The 23,863-nt window shown below is 45.2% G+C and carries 21 protein-coding genes; 7 read left to right on the top strand and 14 right to left on the bottom strand.

Going from position 1 to position 23,863, the window contains the following annotated elements; all coding sequences use genetic code 11:
• Window positions 1–127: 127 nt before the first annotated feature.
• Window positions 128–1,882 (top strand): translocation/assembly module TamB domain-containing protein, encoded by a 1,755-nt coding sequence (locus ACSJJG_RS00740; RefSeq protein ID WP_481088112.1) that lies wholly within the window; start codon window positions 128–130, stop codon window positions 1,880–1,882.
• Here ACSJJG_RS00740 and fabY read toward each other — a convergent pair.
• The 4 genes from fabY to typA form a co-directional block, all read right to left on the bottom strand.
• Window positions 1,872–2,789, bottom strand: a complete 918-nt coding sequence (fabY, locus tag ACSJJG_RS00735; protein WP_481088111.1) for a fatty acid biosynthesis protein FabY — start codon at window positions 2,787–2,789, stop codon at window positions 1,872–1,874. The genes ACSJJG_RS00740 and fabY overlap by 11 nt on opposite strands.
• 26 nt (window positions 2,790–2,815) lie before the next feature.
• Complete coding sequence (gene dtd, locus ACSJJG_RS00730; RefSeq protein WP_481088110.1) at window positions 2,816–3,253, bottom strand: D-aminoacyl-tRNA deacylase; 438 nt, start codon at window positions 3,251–3,253, stop codon at window positions 2,816–2,818.
• A gap of 39 nt (window positions 3,254–3,292) precedes the next feature.
• A complete protein-coding gene (gene yihX / locus ACSJJG_RS00725; RefSeq protein ID WP_481088109.1) occupies window positions 3,293–3,910 on the bottom strand; it encodes a glucose-1-phosphatase in 618 nt (205 codons plus the stop codon).
• 173 nt (window positions 3,911–4,083) lie between these two features.
• On the bottom strand, window positions 4,084–5,913 hold the full coding sequence (typA, locus tag ACSJJG_RS00720; protein WP_481088108.1) for a ribosome-dependent GTPase TypA: 1,830 nt from the start codon (window positions 5,911–5,913) through the stop codon (window positions 4,084–4,086).
• A gap of 579 nt (window positions 5,914–6,492) precedes the next feature.
• Between typA and glnA the strand changes: the two genes are divergently transcribed.
• From glnA to ACSJJG_RS00700, 4 genes are all read left to right on the top strand, one after another.
• Window positions 6,493–7,902, top strand: a complete 1,410-nt coding sequence (glnA, locus tag ACSJJG_RS00715; RefSeq protein ID WP_481088107.1) for a glutamate--ammonia ligase — start codon at window positions 6,493–6,495, stop codon at window positions 7,900–7,902.
• A 209-nt stretch (window positions 7,903–8,111) separates the two neighbouring features.
• A complete protein-coding gene (glnL, locus tag ACSJJG_RS00710) occupies window positions 8,112–9,155 on the top strand; it encodes a nitrogen regulation protein NR(II) (protein ID WP_481090341.1) in 1,044 nt (347 codons plus the stop codon).
• A 20-nt stretch (window positions 9,156–9,175) separates the two neighbouring features.
• A complete protein-coding gene (gene glnG / locus ACSJJG_RS00705; protein WP_481088106.1) occupies window positions 9,176–10,606 on the top strand; it encodes a nitrogen regulation protein NR(I) in 1,431 nt (476 codons plus the stop codon).
• Window positions 10,607–10,899: 293 nt separating this feature from the next.
• Window positions 10,900–11,379: an Hcp family type VI secretion system effector gene (locus ACSJJG_RS00700; protein ID WP_481088105.1), complete on the top strand. Its 480-nt coding sequence runs from the start codon at window positions 10,900–10,902 to the stop codon at window positions 11,377–11,379.
• Window positions 11,380–11,490: 111 nt separating this feature from the next.
• Here the strand turns inward: ACSJJG_RS00700 and ACSJJG_RS00695 are convergent, their stop codons facing one another.
• From ACSJJG_RS00695 to yihI, 3 genes are all read right to left on the bottom strand, one after another.
• The gene (locus tag ACSJJG_RS00695) at window positions 11,491–11,808 is read right to left on the bottom strand and encodes a hypothetical protein (RefSeq protein WP_481088104.1); all 318 of its coding nucleotides are present in this window, start codon (window positions 11,806–11,808) and stop codon (window positions 11,491–11,493) included.
• Between the two features lie 69 nt (window positions 11,809–11,877).
• A complete protein-coding gene (gene hemN / locus ACSJJG_RS00690; protein WP_481088103.1) occupies window positions 11,878–13,251 on the bottom strand; it encodes an oxygen-independent coproporphyrinogen III oxidase in 1,374 nt (457 codons plus the stop codon).
• A gap of 218 nt (window positions 13,252–13,469) precedes the next feature.
• On the bottom strand, window positions 13,470–13,988 hold the full coding sequence (gene yihI / locus ACSJJG_RS00685; protein WP_481088102.1) for a Der GTPase-activating protein YihI: 519 nt from the start codon (window positions 13,986–13,988) through the stop codon (window positions 13,470–13,472).
• Between the two features lie 146 nt (window positions 13,989–14,134).
• Between yihI and ACSJJG_RS00680 the strand changes: the two genes are divergently transcribed.
• Window positions 14,135–15,607: a glycosyltransferase family 39 protein gene (locus tag ACSJJG_RS00680; RefSeq protein WP_481088101.1), complete on the top strand. Its 1,473-nt coding sequence runs from the start codon at window positions 14,135–14,137 to the stop codon at window positions 15,605–15,607.
• A 60-nt stretch (window positions 15,608–15,667) separates the two neighbouring features.
• On the opposite strand, the gene ACSJJG_RS00675 is transcribed toward ACSJJG_RS00680, so the two are convergent.
• Window positions 15,668–17,005: an NCS2 family permease gene (locus ACSJJG_RS00675; protein ID WP_481088100.1), complete on the bottom strand. Its 1,338-nt coding sequence runs from the start codon at window positions 17,003–17,005 to the stop codon at window positions 15,668–15,670.
• 201 nt (window positions 17,006–17,206) lie between these two features.
• Window positions 17,207–17,746, bottom strand: a complete 540-nt coding sequence (locus ACSJJG_RS00670; protein WP_481088099.1) for a TetR/AcrR family transcriptional regulator — start codon at window positions 17,744–17,746, stop codon at window positions 17,207–17,209.
• Between the two features lie 100 nt (window positions 17,747–17,846).
• Between ACSJJG_RS00670 and ACSJJG_RS00665 the strand changes: the two genes are divergently transcribed.
• On the top strand, window positions 17,847–19,328 hold the full coding sequence (locus ACSJJG_RS00665; protein WP_481088098.1) for an MFS transporter: 1,482 nt from the start codon (window positions 17,847–17,849) through the stop codon (window positions 19,326–19,328).
• 468 nt (window positions 19,329–19,796) lie between these two features.
• Here ACSJJG_RS00665 and ACSJJG_RS00660 read toward each other — a convergent pair whose 3' ends face one another.
• The 5 genes from ACSJJG_RS00660 to pstB form a co-directional block, all read right to left on the bottom strand.
• A complete protein-coding gene (locus ACSJJG_RS00660; protein ID WP_481088097.1) occupies window positions 19,797–20,540 on the bottom strand; it encodes an amino acid ABC transporter permease in 744 nt (247 codons plus the stop codon).
• A 1-nt stretch (window position 20,541) separates the two neighbouring features.
• A complete protein-coding gene (locus tag ACSJJG_RS00655) occupies window positions 20,542–21,279 on the bottom strand; it encodes an amino acid ABC transporter permease (RefSeq protein WP_481088096.1) in 738 nt (245 codons plus the stop codon).
• Between the two features lie 86 nt (window positions 21,280–21,365).
• On the bottom strand, window positions 21,366–22,214 hold the full coding sequence (locus ACSJJG_RS00650; protein ID WP_481088095.1) for an ABC transporter substrate-binding protein: 849 nt from the start codon (window positions 22,212–22,214) through the stop codon (window positions 21,366–21,368).
• Between the two features lie 109 nt (window positions 22,215–22,323).
• The gene (gene phoU, locus ACSJJG_RS00645) at window positions 22,324–23,040 is read right to left on the bottom strand and encodes a phosphate signaling complex protein PhoU (RefSeq protein WP_481088094.1); all 717 of its coding nucleotides are present in this window, start codon (window positions 23,038–23,040) and stop codon (window positions 22,324–22,326) included.
• 24 nt (window positions 23,041–23,064) lie between these two features.
• Window positions 23,065–23,838, bottom strand: a complete 774-nt coding sequence (pstB, locus tag ACSJJG_RS00640) for a phosphate ABC transporter ATP-binding protein PstB (protein WP_481090340.1) — start codon at window positions 23,836–23,838, stop codon at window positions 23,065–23,067.
• Between the last annotated feature and the right edge of the window lie 25 nt (window positions 23,839–23,863).

Genomic DNA, 23,863 nt, shown 5'->3' with positions numbered 1-23,863 from the left:
GTATGATACTTTTCTCCCGCCTTACCCGCGGGAGTTTTCTTTTTTTGCCTAAAACATCTATTGAGTGCTTCTCTATTTTACGGCATAAAAGGGCTTCTATTGGAAGGTCACACTGTTGAGGTGAAATATGAGGTGGTTAGGGAAATTTTTTGTCACTCTTCTATTAGTGCTAATTTTAGCAATCATAGTTATCTATGTTGTTGCCCAGACGCATTGGGGAGCCAAACAGTTAAGCCAATGGCTCAGCAGACAAGGACATTATCAAGTCAGTATTGAAAGCATCAGCCATAGCTGGCTGCAACCTGCTACCATATCACTTAACCACATTGACATTCGCGATAAACAAAGTCCTTTCTTACTCAATACCGATACCATTAATCTCGATTTCAAATGGCAGCATTTACTGTCCCCCCAAAATCTCCATCGTCTGACATTGCAACAAGGGACATTGATACTGTCTGGAAATCAACTTCCTGCTCTTTTACAAACGGATATCCTGCAACTGAACCAGATGAATATTCAGCTAGAGAGTCCCAACACACGTATTCAGGGGGAGAATATCACGGGGGGCATTACTCCCTGGCGCCCTGCTGCGGGTAATCCATTTGGTAATGGAAAATATCAATTCAGTGCCAGTACGATCCGTTTAAATGATATATCTGTTGAAAATGCCGTTGTACAAGGCAGTTACCAGAATAAAGCCCTGACTATCGACTCTTTTGGCGCAACATTTTTGCGGGGCGCCATTTCTGGCGATGGTCAGCAATTGCCGGACGGCAGTTGGCGCTGGAATAATATCCTGCTCAGCGACATTCGCTGGCAAACCCCGATGACACTGAGCGACTTGAAAGAAAAAATCAGTCATCTGCCTGCTACTTATATCAAAGATCTCAATATCACTAATGCCAAACTGCATGGACAAAACTGGTCTGTTGATTATCTGGACAGCACCATCAAAAACTTAGGGTTAGTCAATGGCAGTTGGAACGCCGAAGATGGATTGATTGATTTTAATGCGATGAACATGACGTTGGATAATGCACAGTTCAGCGACACGCTTGGAAAATTCCGTTTTTCTGGAGATACCTTTACCATCGCAAGCCTGACAACCCACTATCAAAAAGGGCTGTTCAATATCCAGTCTCAATGGGATCGCAAAAGCCGGCTCCTTACCCTCAAAGAGAGTTCTGTAACAGGGCTGCTTTATGCTCTGCCACCAACATGGCTCGATTATTTCAAACAACCTGCACCAGAATGGATTTCAGGAGTAAAGCTCAATGATATTACTATCAATAATACGCTGCTGATTGATACCAATCCCCATTTCCCGTTCCAGCTCACCACCCTTGCAGCCCATATTGACAACCTGGATATCTTGAAAAATGGTAAGTGGGGATTATGGAATGGTCAGGCATCGCTACAAGCGGCTGCGGGAACATTTAACAAAATCGAAATAACCCGTCCTTATCTGCAACTGCACGCCACCGACGGCAAAACCACCATTGATAAATTGAATGGCTTTACCCGTGAAGGGCTGCTGCAAGTGACTGGTTCAGCGGAACAACAAACTGCTCATACGCCTTTTAACCTCAATTTCAAAGGGATGAATGCAGATTTGAACATCTTGCCACAATGGGGTTGGATACCGCTTAAAACTCAGGGAAAAGGCAATTTTTCACTCGCTATTACGGGAGATCTCTCCGCTGACAATGTGAAGGGAACAATAAACGGGACATTAGTTGCTGAAAATAAATCATCAGACAAAGAGTCACAATCTATTGAGCAAGGTTTGATCTCAACGAGCCGCTGTACCCCAACAGCACCCACTTCCGTAGATAATCCTGCTACGGAGAGTCAAACCTGCGCAAAAATCAAGCTTTAGTAAGACGTTCAGGAGGCAGGACGATATAAGTACCGGTGAACACACTACCTACGCCATGTTCACCGCTAACCTGCACTTCCAGCTTTACGCGTGCTTTATTGCCGCGGGCAAGACGGGCAAGATCACCGCTCATATTATTGAAATCCGCAGTTGCGCAGGGGCGCCCTGTAATCGGTTGCCGATAACGGATATTGGCATCCACCAAAATGATATCTCCCCCCAATTGGCGTTCCTGTAGCAACAACCAAATCAGCCCCCATGCCGTTAAAGTGGCCTGAGAAAACAAGCTACCTGCAAAAATAGTATGATGTGGATTCTGGTTTCCGGCTTCAGGCATGGTCGTGATGAAACGTTGCCCGGTATATTGAGTGATCCGCAGCCCCATCTTTTCACTCAGAGGAATGTGCTTATGCCATGCCTGTTGCAACTCTGCACACCAATCAGGGCGGTGCAAGATATCATCCAGGCTCACGATAGGTTTGATCATGAGAAAGTGGTTAATTGGTGATGTCTTAGCGCCATTGATCAAACCACGGTTTTGAAAGCCCAACTTGTCGAAGAAATCAACCGCGTTTTCCCGTGCGCTGCAAACAATTCGTTTCACACCTTCCTGTCTGGCTACAGATTCCAATGCCATCGCAATCAGTGTCCCCAAACCTTTTCGCTGTACATTGGGATGAACAGCCAGAAAACGAATAGCACCTTCATTATCCGCGTTGATGTATAAGCGCCCAACCGCCAGCGGATTACCCTGTTCATCCACCACCATTTGGTGATGGGCCATCGAATCGTAACCGTCTTTCTCTGATCCGACGGGCTGGTGAAGCGGTTTACGCAGCATCTGCCAACGAAATTGGTAATAGGTGTCCAACTCTTGTTCTGTTTGAGGTACTCTCAGATGGTACATAGAAACAACCCCTTTCTTGAAACACATCATACTTGCAACCAGAAAGTTACCGGCCCGTCATTTATCAAACTGACTTTCATGTCTGCCGCAAATTTCCCCGTTTCTGTTTTTACACCAGTTGCACGGCACTGTTCAACAAAATCGCGATAAAGCTCTTCGGCTTTTTGTGGTTCAGCACCGCCAGAAAAGCTGGGTCTTAAACCTTTCTGCGTGTCCGCAGCTAATGTAAATTGCGATACCACCAGCAAACTACCACCAACCTGCTGAACGTTAAGGTTCATTTTTCCCTGCTCATCGCTGAATACCCGATACCCCATTACCTTGTCGCATAAACGTTGCGCTTTCTGTGGGGTATCGTCTTTTTCAACCCCCAGCAACACCAGCAACCCCTGTTCAATTTCTCCAATCGTCTCACCTTCAACAACAACCTTTGCCTGTGTTACACGCTGAATTAATGCGATCATTTCTCTTGCCTGTTATTTCGTTGCAATAAGCAAACAATGTTAATTTTTTGCGGGAAGCGAGAAATCATGTGACTTAAAATAATCGGGGATTACACTCTTGTCAGTCACATGAATTGCATTGATGCCTGATTTTTTTGCTGCTTCGACGTTTTCTAACAGATCATCAAAGAATATGGCTTGTTCCGCTGTCACACCTTCTGCGGCCAGCACATAGTTAAAAATATCCAGATTTGGTTTACGCATACCTAAATCCTGGGATAAATAAAGGAAATCCGTTGATGCTGTAACCTCAGGATAATGCGCTGACCAGTAATCAAAATGCAGACGGTTTGTATTTGACAGCACAACTACACGATGCCCTTCGGCACGCAATTTATTCATTAGCTCAATGACTTCCTGCCTGACACCGATAAAGATTGTATTCCAGCCTTCCGCAAATTGTTCAAAACTGAGTGAGATATCCATTTCATCACACATCATTTCTGCAAATTCAGTGTCACTAATTTGCCCACGCTCGTGCTTTTCAATAGTTTCTCCCTGCGAAAATTTGGGGGCCAATGTTGCCAGTGGTGTCCCACTCAGATTACTCCAAACAGCCAATACTCTTTTAAAATCAATATTAATAATCACGTTACCCAGATCGAAAATATACAGCATAATCCCTCCTGACTGACGCTCATTGTTTAGTACTTTTATCATACTTTTGTTAAGAAAAAAGAAGGGAGGGATAAAAAAATGGCTGGAAGGGGATTTCATAAAAGAACTCAGGGCACCGAAGCGCCCTAAGCTGTTGATGTTCAAACTGTCATATGCAATGCATAATCCAGAAATTAAACTTCTTTGCTACGATTTGCACGGCGGCGATCGTTTTCGGTCAAATGACGTTTACGCAAGCGAATTGACACTGGCGTGACTTCAACCAACTCGTCGTCATCAATAAACTCCAATGCCTGCTCCAATGTTTTCTTGATATGTGGAGACAGGGTTGTCGCCTCATCCGTACCTGATGCACGCACGTTAGTCAGTTTCTTACCGGTCAGACAGTTAACGGTCAGATCATTTGAACGTGAGTGAATACCAATAATCTGGCCTTCATACACTTCAGTACCATGGCCCAGGAACAATTTACCACGCTCCTGCAAACCATACAGCGCGTAAGCAACGGCTTTACCTTGCCCGTTGGAAATCAGCACACCATTTTGGCGACGGCCAATCTCACCTGGGCGGATGTCATCATAGTGGCTGAATGTGGCATACAACAAACCAGTACCCGAAGTCATGGTCATGAATTCAGTACGGAAGCCGATCAGACCACGGCTTGGAATGACGTAATCAAGACGAACGCGACCTTTGCCATCTGGCAGCATGTCACGCATTTCACCTTTACGCTCACCCAATGCCTGCATCACATCGCCCTGATGCTGCTCTTCGATATCCAGAGTTACCTGCTCGAAAGGCTCCTGCTTGCGGCCATCAATTTCACGGAAAATCACTTTTGGACGGGAAACTCCCAGCTCGAAACCTTCACGACGCATGTTCTCGATCAGAACGGACAGGTGCAGTTCACCACGGCCTGATACACGGAATGCATCTGGATCTTCTGTTTCTTCAACACGCAGTGCCACGTTATGAACCAGCTCTTTTTTCAGACGATCAAGGATCTGGCGAGACGTCACGTACTTACCTTCACGACCACAGAACGGTGAAGTATTGACACAGAAGTACATGCTTACGGTAGGTTCATCAACGGCCAGTGCTGGCAACGCTTCAACCGCATTGACTTCACACAGGGTATCAGAGATGTTCAGTTCACCCAGACCGGTAATTGCGATGATATCGCCGGCTTCCGCCTTATCAGACTCAATACGCTCCAGTCCCAGATGGCTAAAGACCTTGCCGACTTTACCGTTGCGAGTTTTACCTTCGCTGTCAATGATAGTGATATTTTGGTTTATTTTTACCATACCACGCTTAATGCGACCGATACCGATAACCCCAACGTAGTTGTTGTAATCCAACTGCGAAATTTGCATCTGGAATGGGCCATCAAGGTCAACCTCAGGTGGTTCCACATGGTCAACGATTGCCTGATACAGCGGAGTCATGTCTTCAGCCATATCGGTATGTTCGTTACCCGCAACTCCCATCAACGCAGAAGCATAAATGATTGGGAAATCCAGCTGTTCATCGGTTGCACCGAGATTCACAAACAAGTCAAACACCTGATCTACCACCCAGTCAGGGCGAGCACCCGGACGGTCAACCTTGTTGATCACCACAATAGGCTTCAGGCCGTGAGCAAACGCTTTCTGGGTGACAAAGCGAGTCTGTGGCATTGGGCCATCCATCGCATCAACCAGCAACAGAACACTGTCTACCATTGACATTACACGTTCAACCTCGCCACCAAAGTCGGCGTGGCCTGGGGTATCTACGATATTGATACGATAGTCATTCCATCTGATGGCAGTATTCTTGGCAAGGATGGTAATACCACGTTCTTTTTCCAGATCATTGGAATCCATCACACGTTCGGTTGTTGCAGTACGCTCCCCAAAGGTGCCAGACTGTTGCAGGAGTTTATCAACCAGCGTGGTTTTACCATGGTCGACGTGAGCAATAATTGCTATATTTCTTAACTTACTGATTTCATTTGACATTTAAAAATTCCGATAACGCTAAGATCATTTATGCACTCAATGCAGTACACAAAAAGAATTCTGTTTTACTTGGCCGCCGCCGAACAAAAGTGCAGCATTATACACTTTGGATGGTTGCACTGGTATTAAAAGTTGTGCAGTATTGGCGGTTTTCTCTTTATTTAGCGAGTTCCTTAAGTTCCAGGGCAACGACAAAAGCGAGCTTGGTGTAGACAGCATAGGGCATGCCTTCCCGCAAAATTTGATGCAAGTTTGCGAGATTTCAGCCGGCCAATCGCACCATAATAATGCAACCACATTGTCACAATTCACCACTTTGGTGCAAAAATACCTAAAACCATCCTCCTGTCTTATTTATTTTTTCTCTTCCCTCTGCCATACTTTTTTATCATATTGATATTAAATGATTTTTAAATATTGGCACACTTTTCGCTTTTATCTTTAGCGATAGTGATTTTATAAGATAGTGATTTCATAAAATTGATCATACAGAGATCCACAATCACCCTTAACTTTTAAGAAAAAACAGCCTGTTTCCTACCCTGGTTTATCAGGCCGACGTAAACCAGGAGAGCCAGTATGTCCGTTGAACATGTTTTGTCCATGATTGAAGAACATCAGGTGAAGTTTATTGACTTACGCTTTACTGACACCAAAGGTAAAGAACAACATATCACTATTCCTGCCCACCAAGTTGATGAAGACTTCTTTGAAGATGGCAAAATGTTTGACGGTTCATCTATCGGTGGTTGGAAAGGTATCAATGAATCCGACATGGTGCTAATGCCAGATCCAAGCACCGCGATGCTTGATCCCTTCTTTAATGATGCCACCCTGATCCTGCGTTGTGATATCCTTGAACCCGGCACCATGCAAGGCTATAGCCGCGATCCCCGCTCCATTGCGAAACGCGCAGAAGATTTCCTGCGGGCAAGCGATATTGCCGATACCGTTTTATTTGGGCCAGAACCCGAATTCTTTTTGTTCGATGATATCCGTTTCGGCAGCTCCATCTCTGGCTCTTATTATCATATCGATGATACGGAAGCCGCCTGGAACAGCGGCACACGCTATGAAGGCGGTAACAAAGGCCATCGTCCTGGCATTAAAGGCGGGTACTTTCCGGTTCCTCCGGTGGATTCCTCCCAAGACCTGCGTTCAGCCATGTGCCTGACCATGGAAAAAATGGGCTTGGTAGTTGAAGCCCACCACCATGAGGTTGCAACTGCCGGACAAAACGAAGTTGCCACCCGCTTTAATACTATGACCAAAAAAGCGGATGAAACCCAGATTTATAAATATGTGGTTCATAACGTTGCCCATAAATTTGGTAAGACCGCGACATTTATGCCAAAACCGTTGGTGGGCGATAACGGCTCTGGTATGCACTGTCATATGTCACTGTCTAAAAATAGCACTAACCTGTTTGCAGGTGACAAGTACGGCGGCTTGTCCGAAATAGCGCTTTACTATATCGGCGGTGTCATCAAACACGCACGTGCGTTAAATGCCTTTACCAATCCAACAACTAACTCGTACAAACGTCTGGTGCCTGGCTTTGAAGCCCCGGTGATGCTGGCCTATTCTGCCCGTAACCGTTCTGCTTCTATCCGTATCCCGGTGGTCGCCAGCGCCAAAGCTCGCCGTATTGAAGTGCGTTTCCCTGATCCCGCAGCGAACCCTTATCTGGCCTTCGCTGCGCTGTTGATGGCAGGTTTGGATGGCATCATCAACAAAATTCATCCAGGTGACGCGATGGATAAAAACTTGTATGACCTGCCCGCAGAAGAAGCCCAGGAGATCCCAACCGTGGCCTCTTCTTTGGAAGAAGCGCTGGCCGCATTAGATGCCGACCGTGAATTCCTGACGCGCGGTGGTGTTTTTACCGATGATACGATTGATGCTTATATCAATTTATTGAATGGGGAAATTGAACGTGTCCGCATGACACCACATCCTCTGGAGTTTGAACTGTATTACAGTGTGTAGTGCCTTATCAGGTAATGCCCCATAACGTAAGAGCATTACGCGTGTTTTTTTGTTGCCGTGAAACTTTTGGCCCATCCTTGGATGGGCTTTTTTCCCCTCGCATATACACAATGACATAATGATTGACGATATATGCTGAGTAAAAGGATTCATCGAACTATGCTTAAATAAGCTACAATGCACCAAAAAAGTGCAGGAACTGAATGACAATGGTTAGTTTGCCCAAAGCAGAACAGATTCTCGACTCACAGATAAACAACGTCCTGATACTGGATAATGATATGGTGATTCGCTACGCCAATCATTCTGCTATGCAACTTCTGGCACAAAGTTCCCGTAAATTATTCGGCACGCCGCTTCCTATCCTGTTTAGTTATATTTCACTGGATACAGAATTGATGCGTTCCAGTTTGATCAACGGTCATGGCTTTACCGATAACGAAGTCATATTGGTGATCAATAATCACTCTCATGTGATGTCGCTCAGTGCCCAACCAATTTCCGAACAGTTTATCCTGCTGGAACTGGCATCTATGGACAGTCAACGCCGGTTAAGCCAAGAGCAGATCCAACAAGCACAGCAGGCGGCTGTGCGGGAACTGGTTCGGGGGCTGGCACATGAAATCAAGAACCCTCTCGGTGGGCTGCGGGGCGCCGCACAGTTGCTTGCCAAGGCACTGCCAGAACCATCCTTGAGGGAATATACCCAAGTGATCATTGAACAGGCAGACAGGCTACGTAACCTTGTCGATCGCTTGTTGGGGCCACAGCATCCTGGCGCCCAAACCCGCCAGAGCATTCACCATGTGGTCGAGCGGGTCTGTCAATTGGTTTCACTGGAAATGCCCACCAATGTCACGCTGATTAAAGATTATGATCCGAGCTTACCTGAGCTGGCGCATTATCCTGACCAGATTGAACAGGTATTACTGAATATCACCCGTAATGCCCTAAAAGCACTCGGTGAGAAGGGAGGGATTATTACCTTGAGAACGCGAACCGCATTCCAGATTACCTTACAGGGTGAACGTTACCGATTGGCAGCCCGAATTGATATTGAAGATAATGGGCCTGGTATTCCTCCCAATATTCAGGATACGCTTTTTTACCCGATGGTCAGCGGGTATGAAGGAGGCACTGGACTTGGCTTATCCATAGCACGTAATCTTATCGACCAACATGCGGGCAAAATTGAATTTACCAGTTGGCCAGGGCATACGGAATTTTCCATTTACCTGCCGATCAAGAAATAACCGTTAAGTAGGGGGTGACAATGCAACGAGGAAAAGTTTGGATCGTTGATGATGACCGTTCTATCCGCTGGGTACTTGAACGGGCGCTGAGTGGTGCAGGGATGGAGTGTATCAGTTTTGAAAATGCCGATGCCGTATTAGCCGCGTTAGGACAGGGTAACCCTGAAGTTATTCTGTCAGATATCCGCATGCCCGGATTGGACGGACTGAGTTTGCTCAACCAGATAAAGCAGAACTACCCACAGCTTCCGGTCATCATTATGACGGCCCATTCTGATTTGGATGCCGCTGTCAGTGCCTATCAACATGGCGCATTCGATTATCTGCCAAAGCCTTTCGATATTGATGAAACTGTTGCGCTGGTTGAACGAGCACTGAGTCATTATCGGGAACAACATCAATCAGCCTCCAATCCGCAGTTGCCGGTATCGGTTTCAGATATGATCGGAGAAGCCCCCGCCATGCAGGAGGTATACCGGATTATTGGCCGCCTTTCCCGCTCCTCCATCAGTGTGTTAATTAATGGTGAATCTGGCACGGGAAAAGAGCTGGTTGCCCAGGCCCTTCACCGCCACAGTCCACGCGCCTCAGCACCCTTTATTGCCCTGAATATGGCGGCTATCCCGAAGGATTTGATTGAATCCGAACTGTTTGGTCACGAAAAAGGGGCATTCACCGGTGCAAATCAAGTACGTCACGGGCGTTTTGAGCAAGCCAATGGTGGTTCACTGTTTTTAGATGAAATAGGTGATATGCCGCTGGATATCCAAACTCGCTTGCTGCGGGTTCTGGCTGAGGGGCAATTTTATCGCGTCGGGGGCTATGCACCTGTGAAAGTGGATGTCCGTATCATTGCCGCCACTCACCAGAATCTTGAGCAACGTGTTGCAGAAGGTAAATTTAGGGAAGACCTCTACCATCGCCTGAATGTGATTCGAGTCCAGTTACCGCCTTTGCGGGACAGAGTGGAAGATATTCCGCGTCTGGCTCATCATTTCCTGCAACACACTGCCAAAGAGCTGGGCGTTGAAGCCAAGGTGCTGCATCCTGATACGGAACTCGCCCTGATGCGTCTGCCGTGGTCAGGCAATGTCCGCCAGTTGGAAAATGTTTGCCGCTGGCTGACCGTGATGGCGGCAAGCAAGGAGGTACTGGTACAGGATCTGCCCGCTGATCTGATTGGCAACCAACCGACAAGACAGGCAGAAAACTTCCCTATTTCACTCGCCATGCCACCATCGGAAGATTGGCCACAACTGTTGGCGGAATGGGCGCGACATGCCTTAGAAGAGGGAAAAACCGATCTCCTTGCCGATGCCCTGCCATTACTGGAACGCACTCTGCTTAATTGCGCACTGGAATATACCAATGGACATAAACAGGAAGCCGCCCGTTTGCTGGGTTGGGGACGAAATACGATAACGCGAAAATTGAAGGAACTGGGGTTATAACCAAACCATTCTAAAATTGCCGTGTGTGTTATTCAGCAATTTGCCATTTCTCTAACTCATTTAACAATTAAAATTACACATGGATTATTTAATTGAAATTTTAAAAAAATCCAAAGAAAAACTATACCATTACATAATAAAAATATAATTATTTAAATGTTCACTCATGGAAATATAAAACACCAGAAAATCAAATACAATTAATATGATTTAAAAAATCATAAGTGTCATTGACAAAATAAATAATTATGCTGTATTTTATTGTGAGTAAAAATACAACAAGGAAAAATAGAATGGCTAATATTATTTATTTAACGATTAAAGGAAAAAAACAAGGTTTAATATCTTCTGGATGTTCATCAGAAAATTCAATTGGTAATCTTTATCAAAGTGGTCGTGAAGACCAAATATATATTTACGAATTAAGTCACGCATTATCAAGAGAGCAAAATGTAAATCACTTTCCAATTACAATTAAAAAACCATTGGATAAGTCTACTCCATTATTAGGCGTAGCAATTTCAAACAATGAGGAATTAGAATGTATATTTGATTTATATAGAACTGATAGTAATGGTGGAATCGTACTTTACTTCACCATAAAAATCACAAATGCCACCATAAGCAACATTGACATCATTTGCCCTAACTCTCTAACTCATAACGATGTTCAACCACAAGAAATCATTTCCTTAAAATATAAAAGCATAACTTGGCAACATCATTTAGCAGGGACTAGCGGATATAGTATTTGGGATGATAGGGTTTACTAAAATGTATCAACGTACACAACAAATAGATTATTATTATGTAACACTGGTACCATTGGCAGCAAGACGACTTAATGAAGTGGCATTATCTTCATCTAGATTTAATGGACGCATCTATCCTTTATGTCTTCTTAAGAACATAAAGGATTTATATTTTAATTTAGGAGAAGAAAAAAACAACGCAAAAAAAAGAGAAATAAAAATGGTCGGTATAACACTTGAATAATTAACATCAGTAACAAAAACAATAACAGAAATAAAAGAAAAAAGTATAATAATCAATCCTAATATCAAACCATAAAACCCATTACTTAGAATCATAATTTCTTTTTTTATATCGTGACCAGATCGCTGAGAAGCAGATTTTATTTGATTTATTTCCTTAAAAGTAAAACCACTTTCTTTCATTAATTCTTCTGTTACTTTTTCCATGGTTACTTACCTCTGATTTTTATCAAAACAGTAAAAAATAATATTTTAGATATCTCTAGAAAATTACCTTCAGATCACCCGCGAAAATTGCCGCTGTCGCATCTGGTTACGCAGATAGCGATCAAAACACATACAAATATTACGTATCAGTAATCGCCCTTTCGGGGATACATGGAGCTGCGATTCGGTCACTTCAACTAACCCATCTTCTGCCAACGGTGCCAGCAATTGCAGGTCTTCGGCAAAGTAATCCGTGAAATTCAGCCCATAGCGCTGCTCAATATCCGCAAAGTTCAGCCGGAAGTTACAGATTAGCGCCTTAATCACATCACGGCGAATGCAATCATCTTGCGTCAATGCTAAACCACGCCACAAAGCATGGCCTTGCTCTTCCACCGCAGCATAGTAAGTTTTCAGGTCTTTCTGGTTCTGAGCATAGCTATCTCCCAACATACTGATTGCGGAAACCCCCATACCCAGTAAATCGCATTCCCCCTGCGTGGTATATCCCTGAAAATTGCGGTGCAAGATGCCTTGGCGTTGGGCAATCGCCAATTCATCATCAGGGCGGGCAAAGTGATCCATACCAATAAACTGATAGCCATTACCTGTCAGGGTCGCAATCGTTTCTCGCAAGATATCCAGCTTCTGCGTCGCAGTGGGTAAATCCTGCTCCTTAATCTTGCGCTGTGCCGCAAATAAATCCGGTAAGTGAGCATAGTTGAAGACACTTAAGCGATCAGGAGACAAGGCCAACACGCGCTGCAAGGTAAAGGCAAAACTCTCAGGTGTCTGTTTCGGCAGCCCATAAATCAAATCAATGCTGGTGGATGTAAAGCCTGTTTCACGGGCGCGCTTGATCAGTTCGAAAATAAACGCTTCATCCTGCTCCCGATTCACCAAACGTTGTACTTCTTTATTGAAATCCTGCACCCCCATACTCAGGCGGTTAAAGCCTTCGTGATGCAAATGATCAATGACATCAAGTTCAATTTCACGCGGATCAATTTCAATGGAAAGTTCAGCATTGGGCAGAAAATGGAAATGGCTACGCAGCATCGACATCAATCGGCTGATCTGCGTTTTATCCAGATAGGTTGGCGTGCCTCCGCCCCAGTGCATCTGGCTGACTTTACGCCGGGAAAATAATTTGGCACGGGCAGCAATCTCTTTTTCCAGCACATTCAGATAGTCATCCACCTTGTGCTTTTGGCGCGTAACCAGCTTATTGCAACCACAGAAATAACAAAGCTTATGGCAGAACGGGATATGGATGTAGAGGGAAAGCCGGCGATCAGGATAACGGGCGGCGGCCCGAGCAAAAGCAGTCGCATCGTATTGTTGGTTAAACTCCAATGCTGTTGGATACGAAGTATAACGAGGTCCTGAATAGTTGTATTTTTGGATCAAAGGCAGATCCCAAACAATGGCTTGCTCTGACATGCTTATTCCTTCCGCTGTTTTCGCCCATCAAAACGCAACATTTTCGTGGAATTGAAACGTCGTGCCATGATGATCGTGCGCAACCGACGTTTACGTCGCAATAGCCGCCATAGTTTACCCAATAACCACAATAAATAACATACTAATACTATGGTTATTAATATCATGGTTATCAGAATGAACCCGCCTTTTACGATCACAATTCATTGATGAAAGTGTTACTTACCCTTCAGCAATTGCATGATATCTTCCTGTGGTTTTTCTTCACTGTCCTCTTCTTCCAGCTCGATGCCCAACTCTTCCATCAGGGTATCAATGCGATCAAGCGTATTGTCGACATAAGCATTGTCTTCCTGAGACAATTTTTCACCTTGTTCAAGGCGTGCCAACAAGTCATCCAATCGCTCATCATGTTCCAGCATTTCCAGCTCTTCCTGCGGTGACAGGCGTGGTTTTTGTTGCTCTACCACCGGCTTAACTGCGGGTTTCATTATCGTTGCTTTTTCGCCTACGATCAGAGGAACCGGAACTTTACTGCCGACACGTGGATCTTGTTCCTGCTTGACTACCTTACGCTTATTACCGTCATCACTGTTATGACGGCTGCCGGCCGAATGACCACGGCGCTTTTTCTGGCGTTTACGTTCGCGTCCTTCTGCATCCAGCTCTGCGCGACTTTTTCTTTTTTGCTTACCAGCGGAAGGTTTCGCCGGTGATTTTTTCTTTAACAGGCTCATAGCTTGTGACTCAACTTATTTTTATCAAGATATTTTCGGCGGAATCTAACAGAAACTCCCTTTAACATCCAATATCATTCACTTATTGTTTAAATTTCGTCTAGTATTATAGATAGATTTAACTCAAATAATATGTTCAGGCTACCATGCGTTTTTTTGATACCTTTTCTTATCGCATGCCATTGTATCTTTGGGTCACTGGTTATGCCGTTTTGTGGATAATAGCAAGTTATTTTCTCGATCCCACCGTTCCTTATGATGCCGTAGAAGCTTTAAATTGGGGTATTAATGGGGAATGGGGTTCACCCAAAAATCCGTGGCTAGTGGGAGCCATCATGCTACCCGCTATCTCTATCAGCGACATTTCTCTTAGTTTTTATTGGTATTTCACCCACTTTGTTGCTATTGCCATTGGTATGCTTGGGGTTTGGCAACTGGCTTTCCGGCTGACAGGCAAAATTGTACTCGCATGGCTTGCCATGCTGACTCTAAATCTATCCGGTGTCATCAATTTTGATATCATTCCTTATAATGATAATTACTTTTTGGTTATGCTCTGGCCTTGGTCATTGCTGTTTTTCCTGCGTGCCATTGACGATCACCCCAAATGGTGGCTGGCATTCGCCCTCACCACAGGGCTGGCAACGATGGCAAAGTATTCTTCGCTTGCTATAGTCGGCTCGGTCTTTTTGCTCTCCCTGTTCGAGCCTAAAGTCCGCCGCAACTATCGGGAGCCACTATTTTATCTCGCCATTGTCATCTGGTTTGCACTGGTACTACCGAACGTTTGGTGGCTGGTGCATAACGATTTCGTCGCATTTAAGTGGGTAGATTCCCAAATTCAGGAAGGGTTCAATCTACATACCACGCGCGCTGTCCTTTCCGTGTTCTACCCGTTAATTATCGTCGGTGCCATTATTTATCTGCTCGGTGGTCGGATTGGCTGGCCCAGGCATCAATCCAGTGCGCTGATTAATATCGTGATCCTGCTGCCTCTGCTGCTGATTTATGGCTGGTTCTCCTTCAATCAGGGCGGGCGCATGACCGAATGGGTACAACCTTTTATGACAGTTTCGCCGGCATTGCTGGTGGGATCGATAACGGTCTTTCCCAATAAACCCTTGCGAGGCACATTACGGGGATTGGCCGTGTTTGGTGTATTGGTGTTGCTCGGTTACGTCAGTGTGATGATGGCAAATGTCCGTGATGCAGGACAAAAGTTTGTTGGTATAAAAACCTTCGCCAGCCAATTGGATCAACGCTGGAACGAATTGTATCCAACGCCATTACGTTATGTTGGTGGAGAATATCTGCATCAATGGCTGACATTTTACAGCCACCATCATCCAGAAACGATACAACCCTGGGAATTAGACAAAGGTATGCCACCCAATATCTATAACCGCCATATCAAACAGGGCAATATGGTGCAATATGGTGCCTTGTTAGTGGGAGAACGAGGAAAAAGCTGTGCAGAGGAAGATTTCCAACACACGTTTGAACAATGGCCATCATTGGTGCTCAGTCACAAAGAAGCGCTTTCCTTCCAGGCCCAACCCAGTGCTGAGTTAGATACTGTCTGCATTGGCTTTGTGGCACCTAACAGTATGCAAGGGTAGAAATAAGAAAGCCTGACGTGAATACCAGTCAGGCTTTCTTCATTACCATGTCAATCGGGGTCAGTGGGCATCCACAAACACCATTTTCAATACAAACAGTAATGTCACAACCAGAACACAGGGACCAACTTCACGCCATTTGCCCGTACCCAATTTCATGGCACAGTAGGCGATAAAACCCAGTGCAATGCCTTCGGTAATGGAGAAGCTAAATGGCATCATCACTGCGGTGATAAAAGCAGGGACGGATTCAGTCAGATCGTTCCATTTCACCCTTGTCAGGCTGGAAGTCATCAAAACGCCCACATAGATCAGAGCGCCCGCGGTCGCATAAGCCGGCACCATGCTTGCCAGCGGAGAGATAAACATGACCAGCAAGAATAAAATACCCACGACAATCGCCGTCAAGCCAGTCCGGCCACCAACAGAAACGCCAGACGAGCTTTCAATATAGGCGGTAACCGAAGAAGTCCCGATGTAAGAGCCAGCCACCGAACTGATACTGTCCACGTACAAGGCTTGCTTCATGCGTGGGAATTTACCATTACTGTCAGCAATACCTGCTTTATCCGTCACACCAATCAATGTGCCGGAAGAATCAAACAAGTTCACCAACATAAATGAGAAAATTACGCCAGCCAACGCAATATCGAGTGCGCCTTTTACATCAACGTTACCTACCACGCTCATCACATTAGGCGGCAGATCAAAAATGCCGTGATATTCCACATAGCCCATCATCAAACCGATGCCGGTTGTCACGATAATCGAAACCAACACCGCAGCATGGAAATTGCGGGCTGCTAAAATGGCAATGATAAAAAAGCCCAATGTCCCCAATAAGACATTATGGGAAGCAAAGTTGCCGATTGACACAATCGTGTCGGGATTAGGCACGATAATGCCTGCATTTTTCAGCCCCATCATAGCAATAAAAAGACCGATACCACTGGTAATACCCACTCGCAAGCTCAATGGAATATTGGCGATCATCCAGTAGCGGACACGAAGGAGCGTCAATATAAACAGTCCCACCGCACCCCAGAAAATCGCCCCCATCGCAACCTGCCATGAAAGCCCCATCGCACCGACCACAACAAAGGCAAAAAACGCATTCAAGCCCATCGCAGGTGCAACGGCCACAGGCAGATTCGCCATTAATCCCATCATAATGCTGCCAACGGCGGCAATTAAACAGGTCGTGACAAATACCGCTTTAATATCCATGCCGGCAACCGCCAGAATTTGCGGGTTAACAAAGACGATATAAACCATCGTCAGAAACGTCGTTAATCCGGCAACTATTTCGGTACGAACTGTCGTGCCATGTTCCCCTAATTTAAACACACGCTGAAGCAGACCCTGACGATGAGCAGAGCCAGAATTTATTGTGCTCATGTAATATTGTTTCCCAAAAAAAGCGAAGTTTTCGGCCTATCCTACAGGAAACCTACATAAATCGTTACCCTGAAACGACAAAAAAGAAAACGATTGCGACACGTGTAATCAATGACTTAAATAACATTATGATTCTTGAAGAAATTCATTTTGTGACGATATTTTATTCGATTTATCCGCTATTGGTCTTGCAGGAGAAATTCAGGGTGACACAGCAGCAAGAATATCGGTAAAGATATCTTCCCATTCATCCTCGGACATATCCATTAAGCCGAAGAAACGCAAAACGAATGCCCCCTCTGTAGCTAAAAACACCAAACGGGCTTGCCGGCCTTCTTCCGTCGTTGTATCCAAACCTTCTATGCGTTGTCGATACCAGATACGGGTTGATTCAAGATGTTCCGGTGTTTGTAATAAAGCCGCCATCAAACCAGCCGCCTTTGCCGTCGATGCTTCATCAGATCGTCTGGTCGCCTCAATATGCGCACGCACGGCTGTCAACGGGTGGGGATCATTTCCGGCAATTTCATGAAACTGTCCGTCATAACTCGCCTCCCAACGCTCAAACATCGCATCAATAAGGCCATCTTTTGTACTAAAACTGTATTGCACTCCCCCCTTGGTAATACCAACCGCCTTCGCCAGTGCATCAATCGTGAGAGCCGCAGCGCCATGTGTTGTGACAATATGTTCCGCTGCATCCAACAGAACTTCTCGGTCAATTGTTTTACGTCGTCCCATGTGAACCTCCTTTTCATTAAATACGGATGTATTTATAATAATCGCCAACAATTTAGTCAAGGTTCGGCAAAGTTGCCGAACCGCATTGGTGAATTTACTTATGAAATCGAATATCCGCTGGCTTGTGCTCGCTATTATTTCCAGTGCACTTTTCTTAGTTGTTATTGATATGACCGTGCTATACACCGCTTTACCACGGCTGACACATGATTTGCATGCTTCTGCTTCAGAAAAACTGTGGATCATGAATTCCTATACGTTGACCATTGCAGGATTACTTCCCGCTATGGGGGCATTAAGTGACCGTTTTGGTGCAAAGAAACTGTTTACTAATGGATTAGCTATTTTCGGTGTTGCATCGCTGATGGCGGCATTTTCTCCCAACCCTGCCACTCTGATTGCTGCGCGTGTGGTACTTGCTTTTGGCGCGGCGATGATGATGCCTGCGACACTCGCCATAGTCCGGCAAGCGTTTGCAGACCCAAACGAAAGGGCACTTGCCATTGGCATCTGGTCTGCCATAGCTTCGGGCGGAGCCGCGCTTGGTCCGGTTATCGGCGGATTCCTGCTCGAATATTACTGGTGGGGATCGGTTTTCCTGATCAACGTCCCGATTGCCCTCATTGCATTTGGCTTTGCACTAGGCGTTATTTCTAAAAGCCCAAACAACCCAGATCATTCCTTTGATCTGATTGCTTCGGTGCAAATTATGATTGGCTTGGTCAGTATCACCTATGCGATCAAGGAGTTAAGCAAACCAGTACCGTCACTGGTAACCGCTACGACCGTGGGCATCACAGGCATTATTTTCATGGTCATTTTCATTCGTCGCCAGTTAAGTTCATCAACCCCGATGATCGATTTCAACCTCTTCCGCAATCGTGCTTTCACCGCGGGAGTCGTCGCTGCTTTCGTGTCTACAGCAGCGCTGGTCGGTCTGGAACTTGCTGTGAGTCAACGCTTCCAACTCGCCATGGGTCTATCTCCCCTGTTGGCGGGATTATTTATTTTACCCATTCCGATTGCCTCTTTTATTGCCGGTCCCCTGGCTGGGATTGCGATACCCAAATTTGGCGCTGAGCGGATCATGTGGCTCTCACTCGCCTTTGCCGGACTAGGGATCGTTGTTTATCTTGCTGGCCTGCAATCTGGGCTTTTTGTGCAAATCGCTGCTTTTTTCGTCATTGGATTTGGTATCGGTGCGGCAATGACCGCCGCTTCCACATCCATCATGCTAAATGCCCCAGAAAACAAAGCTGGCACCGCTGCCTCTATCGAAGAAGTCGCTTATGAACTGGGAAGTTTAATCGGGATAGCCGTTCTCGGCAGCCTGATGGTGGCGGTCTATTCTGCCGCATTTATTCTTCCGGCTGATATAAGTATTCCAGAACTGGCACGAAACAGTATTGATGAGGCACTTATTGTTGCAGAAGGGCTAAAAGGAGAGGTCGCACTGTCACTGGTCCATGCAGCAAAACAGGCTTTCAATCACTCATTCCTGTCGGTATTAATCGCAGCAGGGACATTGCTGTTGTTAACCTCAGTACTCATTGCTGTGTTTGGAAAAGAAAAACGCCATTAATTGAGCCAATAAACATGAAAAAGCCGCATTAAGCGCCGCTAAATTTACGCACCTCTAAGCCCTTATATTTGTGATTCTCTCTGAAAATGTTCCTTTAAGCTGATTAATTTTTTAAATATTTTCGTGATTCACATCACAAATTAAAGGTGATTTTGCAAATCTTATAGTATTTTCATCTCGAACCAGAGAAGTATTTTGCTGTTATTTTATTTATTCTTCTTAAAAAACATTATGAATATAATAAAATAATATTTAGGTGGGGGAACGGGTTCATGGAGTTAATTATTTTTTATAATAAATAACCTCAACCGGAGTACAATGATTAACAAGACGCTGAGTAATAAAATTATATTTTGTAGCTTTTGTCCTGAATTTTATGAAATAAAGTTAAAGTGGTAAATAAGAAATCCCTGCCTTACACAGCAGGGAATGAATATAACAGCAAAAATATCTGCCAAGTGCCAGATATTAATTTTGCGGAACCACGGTCAACGTTTTTTTACGCCAGAATCCGAAGATTGCGTTTTTTTCACGTCTCACCGAGAAACGGCGAGCAACATAATTGGCAATCAATTCCAGTGATAAACACATCACAAAATAAACCAGCGCAACAAATAAAAAGACTTCCATCGGATAAACCATGCTGCGGTTATTCACCTGGGCCGCCAAAAATGACAATTCCCCTACCCCGACGATATAAGCCAATGAGGTATCCTTGATTAACGCAATCCATTGGTTGATGAATGAGGGCACCATCATGCGCAATGCCTGCGGCAGGATGATATACCACAGCACTTCCCAACGATTGAAACCCAGTGATAACCCTGCCCGCCATTGACCATCACCAATCGCTAAAATCCCCGCTTTAACGCCATGTGCCAAATAGGCCGAAGTAATCAATGCCAGCGCACAGACAACGGTAGTAATTTCAGGGATCTCCATTCCCAATACGACGGGCAGCAAGAAATATGTCCAGAAAATCAGCATAATGACCGGAATGGCGCGGAAGAAACCCAGCACTGCCGCCAAGAGATTGGCCCAAAAGCCGCGTAGCATCGCCAACGCAATTCCACCTAAGATCCCCAATACAATGGAAATCATCCCCGCGATGATACTGATTACCAGCGTCAAGGCTGCTCCTTCCAGTGGCCCATCAGGGAAGGTGCCCAATAGCAAATAACGCCAGTTTTCTGCAATAACAGTAAAGTCCATATTAATACCCTCTCGCCAATGTTCTCTGTTGGCGCCATTGTCCCCAACCTTCCATCACCGCAATAATGGCGATGTAGAGTACTGTCGCCACACCAAATGCCTCAAAGGTTTGTAAGGATTGGGTTTCTACCTGACGGGAAGCATAGGAGAGTTCTGCCACACCAATCGCCATGGTTAATGATGAATTCTTGACGATATTCATGTATTGCCCCAACAACGGCGGCATGGCGATTTTCAGTGCCTGTGGCAAGACAACGTGACGCATAGCCTGCCAGCTCGTTAAACCCAATGCATGGGCAGCATATTTCTGTCCACGTGCAACACCTTGAATACCTGCTCGTAATTCTTCCGCCACAAACGGGGCTGAATAGAGGGTTAATCCAAGAAATCCCGCTAAAAATTCAAAAGATGGCCATTCCAGTGTCAGGCCGAAAATCATGGTGTCGTGGGGCGTGTTCAGCCACATCATCGCCTCTTGTGGCAGAATTTGCCCGGATGCGAAATACCAGAAAAACAGTTGTACCAACAAAGGCGTGTTACGAAATACAGTAGTGTAAACCGTAACCAGCCAGCGCAGAGGCTTGATTTGGCTATCCCGTACCGCCGCAATGACAAAACCCAGTAAAGTGGAAGAGACAATGACACAGGCAGAAAGCCACAAGGTGATCAGAAATCCCTGCCAAAGCCATCGCAGATATTCAGGAGCCAGTAAATGCTCGGTAATAAATTGCTCAAACATATCATTCACCGCATAAACAAACAGCAAAGCCCCGAAATAACGGGGCTAATCAATTTGTGTTCTTAAATGGAAGCACTAAACAAACATTACTGTTTTGCCTGATCCTCTAACGGAGCAAATTTAAAATCACCACGCGGTTGAGCGGATTTAGTGTCTGGGCCAAACCAGCGATTATAGATTTTCTCTGCTTCACCCTCTTTTTCCAATTTCACTAAGGTTTGGTTAACTGAATCAACCAATCGCTTTTCTCCTTTGGAGGCCGCAACTGCTTGATATTCACGAGTAATGCTGAAAGGGGAAATTTCAAAATCGGCTTTCTGGGCTTCGGGTACATTTGCCAGTAAACCGACCAGTTTCGCATCATCCTGCGTAATCGCCTGAACATTGCCATTTCTCAACGCCGCAAATGCCAGCGGCGTATCGTCATAAGAGATCACTTTGGTGGTTGGATAACGTTCACGCAGGGTAATCTCCTGTACCGTTCCCTTATCTGCACCAATACGCAGTTTGGCAATATCATCCGGCTTGGTCAGAACGCCTTTACGGGCAATGAACTTCTGGCCCGTGGCAAAATAAGGAACGGAAAAATCAACTTGCTTTGCACGTTCGTCAGTGATGGTGAAGTTAGCGGCAATTAAGTCAATTTTTTTGGAAGAAAGCAGAGGAATACGGTTTGCCGGATTTGTTGGGCGCAATTCCAGTTTCACCCCTAAATCATTAGCAATCGCATTGGCAATATCGACATCATAGCCTGCCAATTTTTTCGTTTTGGGATCGATAAAACCAAATGGTGGGTTACTGTCAAATACCGCAATACGTACCGTGCCGGCTTTTTTAATGTCATCGAGTTTATCTGCTTTTGCCACTCCTGAAACCAAGGCCAAACTGGTCAGCAGAGCGGTAACCGCTACGCGAGATTTGTTGCGCATCTTCATTGTACACCCCTGTTGGTTATTAATTTTTATATATCAACAAAAGCTATCAATTTCGATATAGCACCTGAAATAATATAAAATACTATATTTATTCAAATTTGGAATAAAACTATTCTTTTTGGGTCAGTAATTTTTCCAGATTGTCACCACCAATATGGCGGAAATCCTGTCCTTTGACGTAATAGAAGATAAATTCACAAATATTCTGGCAACGGTCACCAATGCGCTCAATCGAGCGGGCACAGAAAAGCGCCGTCATGACACTCGGAATCGTTCTGGGATCTTCCATCATGTAGGTCATGAGTTGACGGATAATGCTTTCGTATTCCTGATCAACTTTTTTGTCTTCACGGTAGATACGGATAGCTTCTTGCAGATCCATACGGGCAAAGGCATCCAACACATCATGCAACATTTGGATCGTATGGCGTCCCAATGATTCCAAACTGACCAGCAAGGATTTCTGTTGATGTGAAAATCTTTCAAGCGCAGTCTGGCAGATCTTATCGGCAACATCGCCAATCCGCTCCAGTTCAGCAATGGTCTTTGAAATCATCATGATCAGACGCAAATCACTGGCCGTCGGTTGACGTTTTGCAATGATGCGGACACACGCCTCATCAATCGCCACTTCCATCATATTGACCTTTTGGTCATCCTCAATCACTTGCCGCGCCAACACTTCATCCTGGTTGTGCATCGCCAGAATTGCCTTACTGAGCTGTTCTTCCACCAGCCCGCCCATTGTCATCAATTCTGTACGAATATGTTCCAGTTCAGCAGTGAACTGACCGGAGATATGTTTGCTGAGATTCAGATTGTCCATATTATGCTATACCCCTGTACCTTCTTAACCGTAACGGCCGGTAATGTAATCTTCGGTCTGTTTCATCTTTGGTGTGGTAAACAATCTATCGGTATCGCTAAATTCAATCAGTTCACCAAGGTACATAAAGGCCGTGTAATCCGAACAGCGAGCCGCCTGCTGCATATTGTGGGTGACGATCACGACGGTATATTCCGATTTCAGTTCGCTGATCAACTCTTCAATGCGCCCTGTCGAGATGGGATCAAGTGCCGAACAGGGTTCATCCAGCAACAAAATCTCAGGACGAATAGCAATACCACGGGCGATACACAGACGCTGTTGTTGACCACCAGAAAGGCTATACCCACTCTGGTGTAATTTATCTTTGGTTTCATGCCACAATGCCGCTTTGGTCAACGCCCATTGGACACGTTCATCCATCTCTGCTCTGGGCAGTTTTTCAAACAGGCGCACCCCGAAAGCAATATTGTCGTAAATGGACATCGGGAATGGTGTCGGCTTCTGGAAGACCATCCCAACTTTGGCACGTAGCAAGGCAACATCTTGCTTGTCTGTCAGGATATTGGTGCCATCCAGAATAATTTCACCTTCAACGCGCTGATCACCGTACAATTCATACATTTTATTGAAAGTACGCAGTAACGTGGACTTACCACAGCCCGATGGCCCGATAAATGCCGTTACCTTATTTTGTACGATATCCAGCGTAATATTTTTCAATGCATGAAACTTGCCGTAATAGAAATTCAGATCACGTACCTGAATTTTACTTCCTGCGATTTTATTGACTGCCATGTTGTTTATCGCCGTATTGTTTACT

Source organism: Xenorhabdus sp. SGI 60 (assembly GCF_056632175.1).
Note: the sequence above shows the minus strand (reverse complement) of the source record. Positions and strands in the feature narration are given on the sequence as shown.

Bases quoted from the DNA above. Each gene is read 5' to 3' on its own strand.
- ACSJJG_RS00740 (WP_481088112.1), top strand. From the start codon at position 128: ATGAGGTGGTTAGGGAAATTTTTTGTCACTCTTCTATTAGTGCTAATT.
- fabY (WP_481088111.1), bottom strand. From the start codon at position 2,789: ATGTACCATCTGAGAGTACCTCAAACAGAACAAGAGTTGGACACCTAT.
- dtd (WP_481088110.1), bottom strand. From the start codon at position 3,253: ATGATCGCATTAATTCAGCGTGTAACACAGGCAAAGGTTGTTGTTGAA.
- yihX (WP_481088109.1), bottom strand. From the start codon at position 3,910: ATGCTGTATATTTTCGATCTGGGTAACGTGATTATTAATATTGATTTT.
- typA (WP_481088108.1), bottom strand. From the start codon at position 5,913: ATGTCAAATGAAATCAGTAAGTTAAGAAATATAGCAATTATTGCTCAC.
- glnA (WP_481088107.1), top strand. From the start codon at position 6,493: ATGTCCGTTGAACATGTTTTGTCCATGATTGAAGAACATCAGGTGAAG.
- glnL (WP_481090341.1), top strand. From the start codon at position 8,112: ATGGTTAGTTTGCCCAAAGCAGAACAGATTCTCGACTCACAGATAAAC.
- glnG (WP_481088106.1), top strand. From the start codon at position 9,176: ATGCAACGAGGAAAAGTTTGGATCGTTGATGATGACCGTTCTATCCGC.
- ACSJJG_RS00700 (WP_481088105.1), top strand. From the start codon at position 10,900: ATGGCTAATATTATTTATTTAACGATTAAAGGAAAAAAACAAGGTTTA.
- ACSJJG_RS00695 (WP_481088104.1), bottom strand. From the start codon at position 11,808: ATGGAAAAAGTAACAGAAGAATTAATGAAAGAAAGTGGTTTTACTTTT.
- hemN (WP_481088103.1), bottom strand. From the start codon at position 13,251: ATGTCAGAGCAAGCCATTGTTTGGGATCTGCCTTTGATCCAAAAATAC.
- yihI (WP_481088102.1), bottom strand. From the start codon at position 13,988: ATGAGCCTGTTAAAGAAAAAATCACCGGCGAAACCTTCCGCTGGTAAG.
- ACSJJG_RS00680 (WP_481088101.1), top strand. From the start codon at position 14,135: ATGCGTTTTTTTGATACCTTTTCTTATCGCATGCCATTGTATCTTTGG.
- ACSJJG_RS00675 (WP_481088100.1), bottom strand. From the start codon at position 17,005: ATGAGCACAATAAATTCTGGCTCTGCTCATCGTCAGGGTCTGCTTCAG.
- ACSJJG_RS00670 (WP_481088099.1), bottom strand. From the start codon at position 17,746: ATGGGACGACGTAAAACAATTGACCGAGAAGTTCTGTTGGATGCAGCG.
- ACSJJG_RS00665 (WP_481088098.1), top strand. From the start codon at position 17,847: ATGAAATCGAATATCCGCTGGCTTGTGCTCGCTATTATTTCCAGTGCA.
- ACSJJG_RS00660 (WP_481088097.1), bottom strand. From the start codon at position 20,540: ATGGACTTTACTGTTATTGCAGAAAACTGGCGTTATTTGCTATTGGGC.
- ACSJJG_RS00655 (WP_481088096.1), bottom strand. From the start codon at position 21,279: ATGTTTGAGCAATTTATTACCGAGCATTTACTGGCTCCTGAATATCTG.
- ACSJJG_RS00650 (WP_481088095.1), bottom strand. From the start codon at position 22,214: ATGAAGATGCGCAACAAATCTCGCGTAGCGGTTACCGCTCTGCTGACC.
- phoU (WP_481088094.1), bottom strand. From the start codon at position 23,040: ATGGACAATCTGAATCTCAGCAAACATATCTCCGGTCAGTTCACTGCT.
- pstB (WP_481090340.1), bottom strand. From the start codon at position 23,838: ATGGCAGTCAATAAAATCGCAGGAAGTAAAATTCAGGTACGTGATCTG.